Below are 12,725 nucleotides of genomic sequence, written 5' to 3' on the forward strand. Positions count from 1 at the left end.
GCGCCCGGGAGGACCATTCCGTGGAGATCAAGCAATGACGATGAGCAGTGCCCTTGCCCGACCCGTGCTCGCCATTCACGGCGGGGCCGGTACCCTGCGGCGCGGCAGCATGAGCGCCGGGGCCGAACAGGGCTACCGGCAAGCCTTGCATGAGATTCTGGAGCAGGGGCAGGCGCAGCTTGCTGCAGGCGCCCCCGCGCTGGATGTGGTGGTCGAGGCCGTGCGGCAGCTGGAGGAATGCGAGCTCTTCAACGCGGGCAAGGGGGCGGTGTTCACCGCTGCGGCCCAACATGAGCTCGATGCCTGCGTGATGGATGGCCGCAGCCTGAACGCCGGCGCGGTGGCCGGCCTGCGCCGCACCCGCAACCCCGTGCTGCTGGCCCGCGCGGTGATGGAGCGCAGCCCGCACCTGCTGTTCATTGGCGAGGCGGCCGACGAGCTGGCTCGGCGCTACGGGCTGGAGTGGGTAGAGCCGGACTGGTTCTCGGTGCCCCAGCGGCTGGAGCAGCTGCGGCGGGTGCAGGCCAGCCAGGCCGGACAGGTGCTGGACCATGACGGGCAGGCCCTGAGCCTGGGCGAGGGGCCGCTGGACGAGCGGCACAAGTTTGGCACCGTGGGCGCGGTGGCCCTGGACGCTCAGGGGCATTTGGCCGCGGCCACGTCCACGGGCGGCATGACCAACAAGCAGCCGGGCCGGGTGGGCGACTCTCCCATCGTCGGGGCGGGCTGCTACGCCAATGACGCGACGGTGGCTATCTCATCCACCGGCACCGGCGAGGCCTTCATCCGCGCCTGCGCGGCCCACGATGTGTCGGCCCTGATGGCCTATGCGGGCCTGGACCTGCGCTCGGCCTGCGAGCGTGTGGTCATGGACAAGCTGCCGCAGCTGGGCGGCGAGGGCGGGATGGTCGCGGTGTCGGCCCGGGGTGAGGTCTGTCTGCCCTTCAACACCGAGGGCATGTACCGCGGCTATGTCCGTGCCGGCGAGAAACCCTGGGTGGGCATCTACCGCGACGCCCCATGAGGCGGCAGGCGCGCCGCCCCGCGCGGGACGCCTGCCCGGCTTGCGCCCGACTTCTCACTAGAATCGCGGCCCATGAGCTACCAGGTCCTCGCGCGCAAGTACCGCCCCCACAGTTTTGAAGAGCTGCGGGGCCAAGAGCATGTGGTGCAGGCCCTGGCCAATGCGCTGACGCAGCAGCGCCTGCACCATGCCTATCTCTTCACCGGCACCCGGGGGGTGGGCAAGACCACGGTCTCGCGCATCCTGGCCAAGAGCCTGAACTGCACCGGGGCGGACGGCCAGGGCACGATCACGGCCCAGCCCTGCGGCGTCTGCGAGGCCTGCCGCGACATCGATGCCGGCCGCTTCGTGGACTATGTGGAGCTGGACGCGGCGTCCAACCGCGGCGTGGAGGAGATCTCCCAGCTGCTGGACCAGGCCATCTACAAGCCGGTGGTGGGGCGCTTCAAGGTCTACATGATCGACGAAGTGCATATGCTCTCCAACACCGCCTTCAACGCCATGTTGAAGACGCTGGAGGAGCCGCCCGAGTACCTGAAGTTCGTGCTGGCCACCACCGATCCGCAGAAGGTGCCGGTCACCGTGCTCTCGCGCTGCCTGCAGTTCAATCTGCGCCCCATGGCGCCGCAGACGGTGTTGGAGCACCTGACCGCCGTGCTGGCCACCGAGAGCGTGCCGGCCGAGCCCGGCGCGCTGCGCCTGCTGGCGCGTGCCGCCCGCGGCTCCATGCGCGACGCGCTCTCGCTCACCGATCAGGCCATCGCCTTTGGCGCGGGCCAGCTTTCCGAGCCGGGCGTGCGCCAGATGCTGGGCACGGTGGACCGTGGCCATGTGACGGCCATCGTCGATGCCCTGGCCGCGGCCGATGGCCCGGCCCTGGTGGCCCAGGCCGATGCCCTGCGCGGCCTCGGCCTCTCGCCCGCCGGCACCCTGGAAGACCTGGCCCATCTGCTGCAGCAGATGGCCGTGGCCCAGGCGGCGCCCAAGGCTCTGGATGAGCAGGATCCCGACACGGCTGAGGCCAAGCGCCTGGCGGCCCTGCTGCCGGCCGACGAGATCCAGCTGATGTACAGCATGGCCCTGCATGGCCGGCAGGAGCTGGCTCTGGCGCCGGATGACTATGCAGGCCTGACCATGGTGCTGCTGCGCATGCTGGCCTTTCGCCCCGGTGCGAGCGGTGGCTCCGGTGGTGGTGGCGGGCTGAGCGCGCCGCGACGCGCCGAGGCGCCGGTCAGCGCGGCGCCGGCCCCTGTGACTGTGGCGCCCACGCCGGCCAGTGCCCCCTTGTTGCGTCCGGCGGCACCCACGCTGAGCGTGAAGCCGCCCGAGGTGGTGGCGCCCGTGGTGGCGGCTCCCGCACCGGCCCCCGCGCCAGCGCCTGCCCACGTACCCGCACCCGCACCCGCACCCGCACCCGCACCCGCACCCGCACCCGCACCCGCACCTGCACCTGCTGTGGTGGCGCGTCCGCCGGTGGACCCCGAGTCGCCCAGTGCCCGCCTGCGTCCCCGCCCAGTGGCGGCCGCACCGGCTCCGGCCGAGGACGCCAGCGCCGGGGGCAATGAGCCGCCGCCCTGGCTGGATGCGGCCCCGCCCATGGACGAGGACGGCGGTGGCGCCGGCCCCTCGGACACAGACCTGGGCGAGCTGGAAGAACTGGACCTGCCCGGCGCCGCTGCGGCCGGTGGCGGATCGTATGCATCGACTGCGGGTGCCGATGTGCCCCTGGTGGCCACACCCCTGGGCGAGCGCTGGGCCGCTCTGGTCAAGCGCTTGTCCCTGGTGGCCATGGCGCGCGAGCTGGCCCTGCAGGCCGAGTGCATCGCCTTGGACGAGTCGGCCGAGCTCAGCAGCTTCACCCTGCGTGTGGAGCGCGACTCGCTGCGCCAGCCGGGCCTGCAGGACAAGCTGCAAGCGGCCCTGTCCACCTTGCTGGAGCGTCAGGTGCGCGTGGAGATGGTGCCCGGCCTGGCCCAGGACTCGCCGGCCCTGCGCGATGCGGCCGAGACCCAGGCACGCCAGCGCCAGACCGAACAAATCGTGTTTGACGACCCCCTGGTCCAGCAGCTGCTGAGCCAGTTCAAGACGGCGCGTATCGTGCCGGGATCGATCAAGCCGCACTGATTTTTTTTCCGTACCCCGGGCCCAGCGGATTCCCCGCGGCCCATCCCCCGTTTCCCAAGGAGATCGCACCATGATGAAGGGTCAACTCGCCGGCCTGATGAAGCAGGCCCAGGCCATGCAGGACAACCTCAAGAAGGCCCAGGACGAGCTGGGCAATATCGAGGTCGAGGGCCAGTCCGGCGCCGGTCTGGTCAAGGTCGTGATGACCTGCAAGCACGATGTGAAGCGCGTCACCATCGACCCCAGCCTGCTGGCCGATGACAAGGACATGCTGGAAGACCTGGTGGCAGCCGCCTTCAACGACGGCGTGCGCCGTGCCGAGGCCGTGAGCCAGGAGAAGATGAGCAAGCTGACCGCCGGCATGCCCCTGCCGCCCGGCATGAAGTTCCCCTTCTGACCCGCTCATCTTGACGGCGCTTGAACAACTGATCGAGGCGCTCAAGCGCCTGCCTGGCGTGGGCCAGAAGTCGGCGCAGCGCATGGCCTATCACCTGCTGCAGCACGACCGCGATGGCGCGCGCGCCATCGCCCAGGCCCTGGCTGCGGCGGCCAGCCAGGTGCGCTTGTGCGAGCGCTGTCACACCTTCAGCGAGGCGCCGGTCTGCGAGATTTGCAGCGACACGCGGCGCGACGCCAGCCTGCTGTGCGTGGTGGAGACGCCTGCGGACCAGGCGGCCCTGGAGCGCAGCGGCTCCTTCCAGGGCTATTACTTCGTGCTGCAGGGGCGGCTGAGCCCGCTGGACGGACAATCCACCCAGGCCATAGGCGCGCAGCAGCTGCTGGCACGCGCGGCCGAGCCGGCGGTGCAGGAGGTGATCCTGGCCACCAGCTTCACGGCCGAGGGCGAGGCCACGGCCCATGTGCTGGGCGAAGCCTTGCGCGCGCGCGGCATCAAGGCCACGCGCCTGGCCCGCGGCGTGCCGGTGGGCAGCGAGCTGGAGTATGTGGACCTGGGCACCATTGCCCATGCCCTGGTGGACCGTCGCTGAGAAGCACAAACAAGGAGCCGACACGCCATGAGCGTTGCCAACTACTGCATTCTGGTGGCCTGCGTGCTGCCCATCGTCTGTGCCGGTCTGGCCAAGTCCAAGGGCTTTGGCAAGCGCCGCCGCGAAGGCGGCTATGACAACAACAACCCGCGTGAGTGGATGGCGCGACTGAGCGGCTGGCAGGCGCGCGCCAATGCGGCCCAGGCCAATAGCTTCGAGGCCCTGCCGCTGTTCATCGCCGGTGTGCTGGCGGCCCAGCAACTGGGGGCCGAGCAGGCGCGGGTGGACATGCTGGCCCTGTCCTTCATCACCTTCCGCCTGATCTACATCGGCCTGTACCTGGCGGACCAGGCGCCCTTGCGCTCACTCGCCTGGGCGGCCGGCTTCTTCAGCGCCGGCGCGCTCTTCTTCGTCTGAGCTGCGCCAGCTGCTGGCGCCTTTCTTTTGCGGCGGGTCGCCGCTGCCGCTGCAGCTTCAGCGCTTGCTGGGCTTCTGAACTCCGGCCACGCTGCGTGCGGTCTTGACGCTGGCGCGGGCGCCGTTCGGCGTGCTGCGCGCAATCTTGGCGCCGGCCCCGCGGCTGACGCGGCCCTTCTCGACGCGCGGCTTGGCGGCCAGATAGACCACCAGGGTCTGGCCGGTCTTGAAGCTGGCCTGAGGTGAGACCTTGTTCCACTGCGCCACCTGGCTGGTGCTCAGCTTGTAGCGCCTGGCCACGGACGCGACCGTCTCGCCCTTGCCCGCTTTGAGGCTGACCCGGCGCAGCGGCGGGGCATCGGGCGCCAGGCTGATGCTGGCGTTGTCGGCCAGATGCTCGGAGACATCCTGGTCGCGCTTGCCGCTGCGCGGCACCAGCAGGGTGGAGCCGGCCTTGACCAGCATGCGCGGCGGGATGCGGTTGAGCTCGCGCAGAGCCTCCTCGCTCATGCCCACCTCGCGGGCGGCCTCGCCGGGCTTCATGGTGCGCGGCAGCACCCAGGCGGTCCAACTGGCCAGGGGGCCGCGATGCGCCGCCAGATTGCGGGCAAAGGCCTCGGCGTTGTCATAGGGCAGCAGCACCTTGCTGCCGGCCGCCGCCAGCAGCACCGGCTTGTTGGCCTGGGGGTTGAACTGCTTGAAGCGGTCCAGGGGCATGTCGGCCAGGCGCGCGGCGACCTCGACGTCGATGTCGCGGTCGATGGCCACGCTCAGGAAGTAGGGGTGGTTGGCCACCGGCGGCAGCGTCAGCGCAAAGGCCTGGGGCCGCAGCACGATGTTCTTGACCGCCTGCAGCTTGGGCACATAAAAGCGCGTCTCGTCCGGCATGCGCAGGCTCTCATAGTCCGTCGGCCGGCCGGCCTTCTGGTTGCGCGCGATGGCCCGCTGCACATTGCCTTGCCCCCAGTTGTAGGCGGCCAAGGCCAGATGCCAGTCGCCGAACATGGCATGCAGACGCCCCAGATAGTCCAGGGCGGCGCGGGTGGAGGCCAGCACATCACGCCGGTCGTCGCGGAAGATGTTCTGCTTGAGGTCGAAGTCGCGGCCCGTGGCGGGCATGAACTGCCACATGCCGGTGGCCTTGGCGCTGGAGACCGCATGCGGGTTGAAGGCGCTTTCGATGAAGGGCAGCAGGGCCAGCTCCATGGGCATGCCGCGTTTTTCGACCTCGACCACGATGTGGTAGAGGTAGCGGCTGCCGCGCTCGGTCATGCGGGCCACATAGTCGGGGCGATCGCGGTACCAGGCCTCGGCCCGGCTCACGCCCTCGTTGTCCAGGTCGGGCATGGCGAAGCCACGGCGTATGCGTTCCCACAGGTCGTCGCGGGCGGCGCTGTCATCCAGATTGACCTGGCTGCCGGGCTGCACATCGTCTTCCACCTGGGGCATCGCGGCACGCGCGCTGGCCACGGGGGGCGGGTCCAGCGGCGCGATGCTGGGCTTGATGCCCAGACTCTGGGGGGGCTGCTGGGCGTTCGCGCTGGCGGGCGGTGGCGGGGGCAGGCTGGCGCAGGCGCTGAGCAGCAGGGCCAGGCCGCTCAGGGCCAGCGTGTGCGGGCGCAGGGGCATGCGTGAGGAGGATGGCAGAAGAGAGGAATGGGCTGGGGGGCGCTGCTTGTTCATCGGAACTCGTTCTTCCATTGCCGCAGGAGGGCGAATACCGCGGCGGGCTCTGCTTGCTGCGCGGTCAGGGATTCGGGACTACGCGCCAGAACGGCGGCGCGCACGGCTGCCTGGTCGCAGCGCAGAAAGGGGTTGATGTCCAGTTCCTGCCCGATGCTGGAGGGCAGGGTCGGCAGTTCTTGCTCACGTCTGGCTTCGCACCAGGCTTGGTAGGCGGCCAGGGCTTGGTTGCCGGGCTCAATGGTCCGCGCAAAGCGCAGATTCGACAAGGTGTATTCGTGGGCGCAGCATACCCGGGTATTCCCTGGCAGGGCGGCCAGACGCTGTAGTGAGGTCCACATCTGAACAGCCGTGCCCTCGAAGAGGCGGCCGCAGCCGCCCGAGAACAAGGTGTCCCCGCAGAACAGTAGCGGAGCCTGGTCCGGCGGGCTGGCATAGAACGCCAGATGACCCGCGGTGTGGCCCGGAACCTCGATGACTTGCAGGGTCTGCCCAAGCAGGGTCAGTGTCTCACCCTCGTGCAGCGCCCGGTAGCGATCCGGCGGCGCCGGAATGGATTCGCGAGCCGGGCCCCAGACCTGGCCTTGCAGCAGCTCCATCAGCGGCGCCAATCCCCCCACATGATCGCCATGATGATGGGTCACTAGAATGCCTGCCAAGCCGAGCTTGAGGCGCTTGAGGGCGGCCAGCACCGGGACGGACTCGCCAGGGTCCACCACCAGGGCCTCGCTGCCGTCGTGCAGCATCCAGATGTAGTTGTCGGTGAAGGCGGGCAGCGCGAGCAGTTCCAGGCCCATGCAGCGGATTCCATGACGCATGAAGCATCAATTGTAGAGTTGGCCGCCTGGTTGCAGACACCGGCCGGACGCTATCTGCTGGCCTGGGAACAGGCGCAGCTGGACGCGGCGGTGGCGGATGTCTTCGGCTTCCACGCGCTGCAGCTGGGGCTGCCCGAGTTGCAGGGCCTGCGCGCCAATCGCATGCCGCAGCGCTGGTTGGCGTTGGACGAGGGCAGGGCGCTGGGCGCGCCGCAGCTTCGGCATGAGGGTGCCGCCCTGGTGTGCGAGTTCGAGGCCTTGCCCTTCGACGGTGCCAGTCTTGACCTGGTGCTGCTACCGCACACCCTGGAATTTGCCGCCGACCCGCACCAATGCCTGCGGGAGGTGGAGCGTGTGCTGCGGCCGGAAGGGCGGCTGGTAATCCTGGGCATCAATCCCGCCAGCAGCTGGGGCCTGAGGCAGAATCTGGGCCGGCTGGTGGCGCGCCTGCCGGGTGTCGGGCCCGATCTCTATCTGCCGCGCGCCGGCGATTTTCTGGGCTATTGGCGGCTGCGGGACTGGTTGCGCCTGCTGAATCTCGAGGTCGAGACGGCCCGCTTCGGCGCCTATGCGCCCCCCTTGCGCAGCGACAAATGGCTGCAGCGCTGGCACTGGCTGGAAGGCCTGGGGCAGCGCTGGTGGCCGGTGCTGGGGGCCAGCTATTTTCTGGTGGCCGTCAAGCGCGTGCATGGCATGCGGCTGGTCGGTCTGTCTCGGCAGCGCGCACGCATTCGGCAGGCCCGCGCCGCGGTGGCCTTGCACCAACATCACAAGCAGTAAGCAAATACAGAGTCAAGACGCATGAACAGCGAAACCCGGCCCGCAGCGGCCAGCTTCCCCAAGCCCCAGGTGATCATCTACACGGATGGCGCCTGCAAGGGCAATCCCGGCCCCGGCGGCTGGGGTGCCTGGCTGCGCAGCGGGGACCATGAGAAGGATCTGTTCGGCGGCGAGCGCAACACCACCAACAACCGCATGGAGCTGACCGCGGTGATCGAGGCCCTGGCCTCGCTCAAGCGCAGCTGCCGCGTCACCGTCTTCACCGACAGCGAGTACGTGCGCAAGGGGATGACCGAGTGGATTGCCAACTGGCAGCGGCGCGGCTGGAAGACGGCCGATGGCAAGCCGGTGAAGAACGCGGAGCTCTGGCAGCGCTTGGACGCGCTGCGCAAGCTGCACGAGGTGGACTGGCGCTGGGTCAAGGGCCATGCCGGCGACCCCGGCAACGAGCGGGCTGACGCCCTGGCCAACAAGGGCGCCGCCTCGCTTTGAGTCCCGGGCTGGCGCGCGAGGCACGGGGGGCTCCATTCGTGCGCTCTGCGCCCTTGTTCGCCATTCATCCCCAGCCTTCCCGGTTTGGGGCCAAAAGCCCCGCGATAGCGCTGCAGGCGAGGGGGTTCGCCGCTACAGTGCGCGCTCGGAGAAAAAACGATGGGCATCAAAAAACTACATAGCGTGGTTGCCGTGCTGGCGATCGCCGGGCTGAGCGTCTTCGCATGGTGGTGGCAAAAGCAACCGGTGTCGACGCCGGCGGCCTCGGCCAAGGCCGGCGGCGCGCCAAGCGGCGGGCCAGGCGCCGGAGGACCTGTCAGCGTGGAGGCCGGGCGTGTGCAGACCATGAGCATGGCGGACGAGGCCCAGGCCGTGGGGACGCTGCGTGCACGGCAGTCCGTGACGCTCAAGCCCGAGATCAGCGGGCGGGTCGTCAAGCTGGGCTTCGGTGACGGGCAAGGCGTGCGCCGCGGCCAGCTGCTGGTGCAGCTGGATGATGCCCTGCAGGCGGCCCAGCTGCAGCAGGCCGAGGCTCAGGCGGCCATTGCCCGCACCCAGCTGGCGCGCAATCGTGAGCTGCTGGCGCAGAGCTTTGTCTCGCCCAGCGTGGTGGATCAGGCCGAGGCCACGCTCAAGGTGGCCGAGGCCCAGGTGGCCCTGGCCAAGGCCCAGCTGGAGCGCCTGCAGGTGCGTGCGCCCTTTGATGGCGTGGCCGGCATACGTCAGGTGAATCTGGGTGACTATGTCAAGGACGGCAGCGAGCTGGTGAGCCTGGAGGATGCCTCGTCCATGTGGGTGGATTTCCGTCTGCCCGAGCGCTTCGTGCCGCGCCTGCGCCTCGGGCAGGCCGTCGCCGTGACCCTGGATGCCCTGCCTGGCCGCGAGTTCGAGGCGCAGATCGAGGCCCTGGATGCCCAACTCGACACGAATGGGCGGTCCATGCTGGTGCGTGCCCGCCTCAAGGGCGACACCGCCGCGCTGCGCACGGGGCTGTTTGCGCGGGTCAAGGTGGTGTTCGCCTTGCGCGAGCAGGCCCTGGTGGTGCCCGAGGAGGCGCTGGTGCCCCAAGGCGGCAAGCAGTTCGTGATCAAGCTGGTGCCGGCCGGCGAAGGCAAGCCGGGGCTGATGTCCGAGCGCATCGAGGCCCGCCTGGGCGTTCGTGTGCCGGGCAAGGTGGAGTTGCTGGAGGGGGTCAAGGCCGGTGATCTGGTGGTCACGGCGGGGCAGGCGCGTCTGATGCGCGGTGGGCCTCAAGCGGTCAAGCTGGTGGACCTGGACAAGCCGGCCGCACCGAAGGCGGCAGCCTCGGCGGCCAGCCGCTGAGCAGGGGCGCGCCATGCGTATCTCCGAGACCTCCATCCGTCGCCCGGTCTTCGCGACCGTGATGTCCCTGCTCTTGGTGTTGGTGGGCCTGGTGTCCTTCGGCAAGCTCTCGCTGCGCGAGTATCCGCGCATTGATGAGCCGGTGGTGACGGTGAGCACCCGTCTGGTGGGCGCCTCTTCCGAGGTGATCGAGACCCAGGTCACCAAGCCGCTGGAGGATTCCATTGCCGGTATCGATGGCGTGGACATTCTGACCTCGATCTCCCGCTCCGAGCAGAGCCAGATCACGGTGCGCTTCAAGCTGGAGAAGAACCCCGACGATGCGGCCGCCGATGTGCGCGACCGTGTCTCGCGCGTGCGCGGCCGCCTGCCCGCTGCGGTGGATGAGCCGGTGGTGGCCAAGGTGGAGGCGGACGCCACCCCCACCATCTGGCTGGCCTTCACCAGCGATACCCTGGATCCCTTGCAGATCACCGATCTGGTCAATCGCGTGGTCAAGCCGCGCCTGCAGACCGTGCCCGGCGTGGCCGATGTGCAGATTGGCGGCGACCGCAAGTACTCCATGCGCGTGTGGCTGGATGCGGATCGGCTGGCGGCCTACAAGCTGACGGTGCAGGATGTGGAAGACGCGCTGCGCCGCCAGAACCTGGAGGTGCCGGCCGGTCGCATCGAGAGCCAGCAGCGCGAGTTCAACGTGACCGCGCGTACCGATCTCAACACCGTGCCGCAATTCGGCGAGGTGGCGCTCAAGCAGGTCAATGGCTTCACGGTGCGGCTCAAGGATGTGGCCCGCATCGAGGAGGCCGCGGCCAGCGAGCGTTCGCGCGTGCGTCTCAATGGCGTGCCCTCGGTGAGTCTGGGGGTGATCCGGCAGGCCACGGCCAATCCGCTGGAGGTCTCGGCCGGGGTTCGCGCGATGCTGCCGCGTCTGCAGCAGGATCTGCCGGATGCGATCCGGGTGATGCCGGCGAATGACAACTCCATCTTCATCGATCGCTCGATCAAGTCGGTCTACACGACCATTGCCGAGGCGGTGGTGCTGGTGGCTCTGGTGGTCTTCGTCTTCCTGCGCACCCTGCGGGCCTCCGTCATTCCGCTGGTCACCATTCCGGTCAGCCTGATCGGTGCCTTTGCCCTGATGGCGGCGGCGGGTTTCACCGTCAACACCCTGACCCTGCTGGCCTTGGTGCTGGCCATCGGTCTGGTGGTGGACGACGCCATTGTGGTGCTGGAGAACATCTTCCGCCATATCGAGGAGGGGCTGGAGCCCTTCCAGGCCGCGCTCAAGGGTGCCAAGGAAATCGGCTTCGCCGTGGTGGCGATGACGCTCACGCTGGCCGCGGTGTTTGCGCCCCTGGCCTTCACGCCGGGCCGCACCGGTCGGCTCTTCACGGAGTTCGCCCTGACCCTTGCGGGCGCCGTGATCGTCTCGGGCTTTGTGGCCCTGACGCTTACGCCCATGATGTGCAGCAAGCTGCTGCGCCACAACCCCAAGCCCACACGCTTTGACCAGGGCATGGAGCGGGTGCTGGTCTGGATCAGTGATCGCTATGCCTCCGTCTTGCGCTTCGTGCTGCGGCAGCGCTGGCTGGTGGTGCTGGTGATGCTGGCCTCGGGTGGCTACAGTTGGTGGCTGTTCAGCCATGCCAAGAGCGAGCTGGCGCCGCTGGAGGATCGTGGTGTGATCTTCATGCCCGTGAGCGCACCCGATGGCGCGACGCTGGAATTCACCGCCCGCTATCTCGATGCGATCGAACGCATCACCTCGGGCTATCCTGAGTTTGACCGCCGCTTCCTGTTTGCGGGCGGCTCCACCGTGTCGCAGGCCACGGCCATCATGCGCACCGTGGACTGGGCCGATCGCAGCATCAGCACCCAGGAGCTGGCTCGCAAGCTGCAGCCGCAGCTGGCGGGCTTGCCTGGCGTCAGCGTCTTCCCGGTCACACCACCCAGCCTGGGTCAGGGTTTTCGCGAGCGGCCGATCAACTACGTGATCGTCACCAGCGACAGCTATGCCAATCTGGCCCGGGTGACTCAGGAGTTCATGGCCGCCCTGGCCAAGAACCCGGGCTTTGTGCAGCCCGATAACGATCTGCGCCTGAACAAGCCCGAGGTCTTTCTGGAGGTGGATCGCGAGCGCGCCGCCGATCTGGGTGTGAGCGTCGATCAGGTGGCCCGCACCGTGGAGACCATGCTGGGCGGCCGCAACGTCACCCGCTACAAGCGTGATGCGGAGCAGTACGACGTGATCGTGCAGACCGACGTTGCCGGCCGTACCACGCCGGAGCACATAGAGAAGTTGTTCGTGCGCGGCCGCAACGACACGATGATTCCGCTGTCCAGCCTGGTCAAGGTGCGTGAGGCCGTGAGCCCCCGCGAGCTCAATCACTTCAATCAGCGTCGCTCCGTGTCGATCACGGCCAATCTCGCGCCCGGCTATGCCCTGGGTGAGGCACTGGCCTTTATGGACAAGACCGCCAGCGAGGTCCTGCCCATGGGCTACGCGACCGAACTCAACGGCGTGTCGCGCGAGTACAAGAGCAGCAGCGGCGCCCTGGGGGTTGTGTTCGTGCTGGCCCTGCTCTTCATCTTCCTGGTGCTGGCCGCGCAGTTCGAGAGCTTTGTGGATCCGCTGGTCATCATGCTGGCCGTGCCCCTGTCCATGGTGGGGGCGCTCGCGGCCCTGCAATGGAGTGGCGGCACGCTGAATGTGTACTCGCAGATCGGCCTGATCACCCTGGTGGGCCTGATCACCAAGCACGGCATTCTGATCGTGGAGTTCAGCAACCAGCTGCGCCAGCAGGGCAAGGAGATGATGGAGGCGGTGGTGGAAGCCTCGGCCCTGCGTCTGCGGCCCATCCTGATGACCACCGGCGCCATGGTGCTGGGCGCCGTGCCCCTGGCCCTGGCCACGGGTGCGGGCGCGGAAAGCCGTCAGCAGATCGGCTGGGTGATCGTGGGCGGCATGAGCTTTGGCACCCTGCTGACCATCTTCGTGGTGCCGACCATGTACACCCTGTTCGCGCGCAAGCGCGTGCCGGGCGAGATCACGACACCGTCTCTGGTGGGCTGATC

11 protein-coding genes are annotated in these 12,725 nt (G+C 68.6%); 9 read left to right on the forward strand and 2 right to left on the reverse strand.

Annotation, left to right across the window (positions count from 1 at the left end; all coding sequences use genetic code 11):
• Positions 1 to 40 precede the first annotated feature (40 nt).
• The 5 genes from DFR39_RS05620 (at position 41) to DFR39_RS05640 (ending at position 4,554) form a co-directional block, all read left to right on the forward strand.
• A complete protein-coding gene (locus DFR39_RS05620) occupies positions 41 to 1,024 on the forward strand; it encodes an isoaspartyl peptidase/L-asparaginase family protein (RefSeq protein WP_133602571.1) in 984 nt (327 codons plus the stop codon).
• A 72-nt stretch (positions 1,025 to 1,096) separates the two neighbouring features.
• Complete coding sequence (gene dnaX, locus DFR39_RS05625; RefSeq protein WP_133602572.1) at positions 1,097 to 3,148, forward strand: DNA polymerase III subunit gamma/tau; 2,052 nt, start codon at positions 1,097 to 1,099, stop codon at positions 3,146 to 3,148.
• A gap of 70 nt (positions 3,149 to 3,218) precedes the next feature.
• Positions 3,219 to 3,545, forward strand: coding sequence for a YbaB/EbfC family nucleoid-associated protein (locus DFR39_RS05630; protein ID WP_133602573.1), 327 nt, complete (start codon positions 3,219 to 3,221; stop codon positions 3,543 to 3,545).
• A 7-nt stretch (positions 3,546 to 3,552) separates the two neighbouring features.
• Positions 3,553 to 4,137: a recombination mediator RecR gene (recR, locus tag DFR39_RS05635; RefSeq protein ID WP_133602574.1), complete on the forward strand. Its 585-nt coding sequence runs from the start codon at positions 3,553 to 3,555 to the stop codon at positions 4,135 to 4,137.
• A 27-nt stretch (positions 4,138 to 4,164) separates the two neighbouring features.
• Positions 4,165 to 4,554: an MAPEG family protein gene (locus tag DFR39_RS05640; protein WP_133602575.1), complete on the forward strand. Its 390-nt coding sequence runs from the start codon at positions 4,165 to 4,167 to the stop codon at positions 4,552 to 4,554.
• Positions 4,555 to 4,611: 57 nt separating this feature from the next.
• Here DFR39_RS05640 and DFR39_RS05645 read toward each other — a convergent pair whose 3' ends face one another.
• Both DFR39_RS05645 and gloB read right to left on the reverse strand, forming a co-directional pair.
• Entirely contained in the window at positions 4,612 to 6,183 is a 1,572-nt protein-coding gene (locus DFR39_RS05645; RefSeq protein WP_133602576.1) for a transglycosylase SLT domain-containing protein, read from the reverse strand.
• 50 nt (positions 6,184 to 6,233) lie between these two features.
• On the reverse strand, positions 6,234 to 7,028 hold the full coding sequence (gene gloB / locus DFR39_RS05650) for a hydroxyacylglutathione hydrolase (RefSeq protein WP_211343825.1): 795 nt from the start codon (positions 7,026 to 7,028) through the stop codon (positions 6,234 to 6,236).
• Positions 7,029 to 7,046: 18 nt separating this feature from the next.
• Between gloB and DFR39_RS05655 the strand changes: the two genes are divergently transcribed.
• The 4 genes from DFR39_RS05655 to DFR39_RS05670 all read left to right on the forward strand — a co-directional run bounded on the left by DFR39_RS05655 (position 7,047) and on the right by DFR39_RS05670 (position 12,723).
• Positions 7,047 to 7,835 (forward strand): class I SAM-dependent methyltransferase, encoded by a 789-nt coding sequence (locus tag DFR39_RS05655; RefSeq protein ID WP_133602577.1) that lies wholly within the window; start codon positions 7,047 to 7,049, stop codon positions 7,833 to 7,835.
• 21 nt (positions 7,836 to 7,856) lie between these two features.
• On the forward strand, positions 7,857 to 8,327 hold the full coding sequence (gene rnhA / locus DFR39_RS05660; protein ID WP_133602578.1) for a ribonuclease HI: 471 nt from the start codon (positions 7,857 to 7,859) through the stop codon (positions 8,325 to 8,327).
• Between the two features lie 159 nt (positions 8,328 to 8,486).
• Positions 8,487 to 9,650, forward strand: a complete 1,164-nt coding sequence (locus DFR39_RS05665) for an efflux RND transporter periplasmic adaptor subunit (RefSeq protein ID WP_162849432.1) — start codon at positions 8,487 to 8,489, stop codon at positions 9,648 to 9,650.
• Positions 9,651 to 9,663: 13 nt separating this feature from the next.
• Positions 9,664 to 12,723, forward strand: a complete 3,060-nt coding sequence (locus tag DFR39_RS05670) for an efflux RND transporter permease subunit (RefSeq protein ID WP_133602579.1) — start codon at positions 9,664 to 9,666, stop codon at positions 12,721 to 12,723.
• Positions 12,724 to 12,725 lie beyond the last annotated feature (2 nt).

This window comes from Roseateles asaccharophilus (assembly GCF_004362405.1).
Taxonomy (GTDB): Bacteria; Pseudomonadota; Gammaproteobacteria; order Burkholderiales; family Burkholderiaceae_C; genus Kinneretia; species Kinneretia asaccharophila.

Bases quoted from the DNA above. Each gene is read 5' to 3' on its own strand.
- DFR39_RS05630 (WP_133602573.1), top strand. From the start codon at position 3,219: ATGATGAAGGGTCAACTCGCCGGCCTGATGAAGCAGGCCCAGGCCATG.
- rnhA (WP_133602578.1), top strand. From the start codon at position 7,857: ATGAACAGCGAAACCCGGCCCGCAGCGGCCAGCTTCCCCAAGCCCCAG.
- DFR39_RS05640 (WP_133602575.1), top strand. From the start codon at position 4,165: ATGAGCGTTGCCAACTACTGCATTCTGGTGGCCTGCGTGCTGCCCATC.
- DFR39_RS05665 (WP_162849432.1), top strand. From the start codon at position 8,487: ATGGGCATCAAAAAACTACATAGCGTGGTTGCCGTGCTGGCGATCGCC.
- DFR39_RS05620 (WP_133602571.1), top strand. From the start codon at position 41: ATGAGCAGTGCCCTTGCCCGACCCGTGCTCGCCATTCACGGCGGGGCC.
- DFR39_RS05645 (WP_133602576.1), bottom strand. From the start codon at position 6,183: ATGCCCCTGCGCCCGCACACGCTGGCCCTGAGCGGCCTGGCCCTGCTG.
- DFR39_RS05655 (WP_133602577.1), top strand. From the start codon at position 7,047: ATGACGCATGAAGCATCAATTGTAGAGTTGGCCGCCTGGTTGCAGACA.
- dnaX (WP_133602572.1), top strand. From the start codon at position 1,097: ATGAGCTACCAGGTCCTCGCGCGCAAGTACCGCCCCCACAGTTTTGAA.
- DFR39_RS05670 (WP_133602579.1), top strand. From the start codon at position 9,664: ATGCGTATCTCCGAGACCTCCATCCGTCGCCCGGTCTTCGCGACCGTG.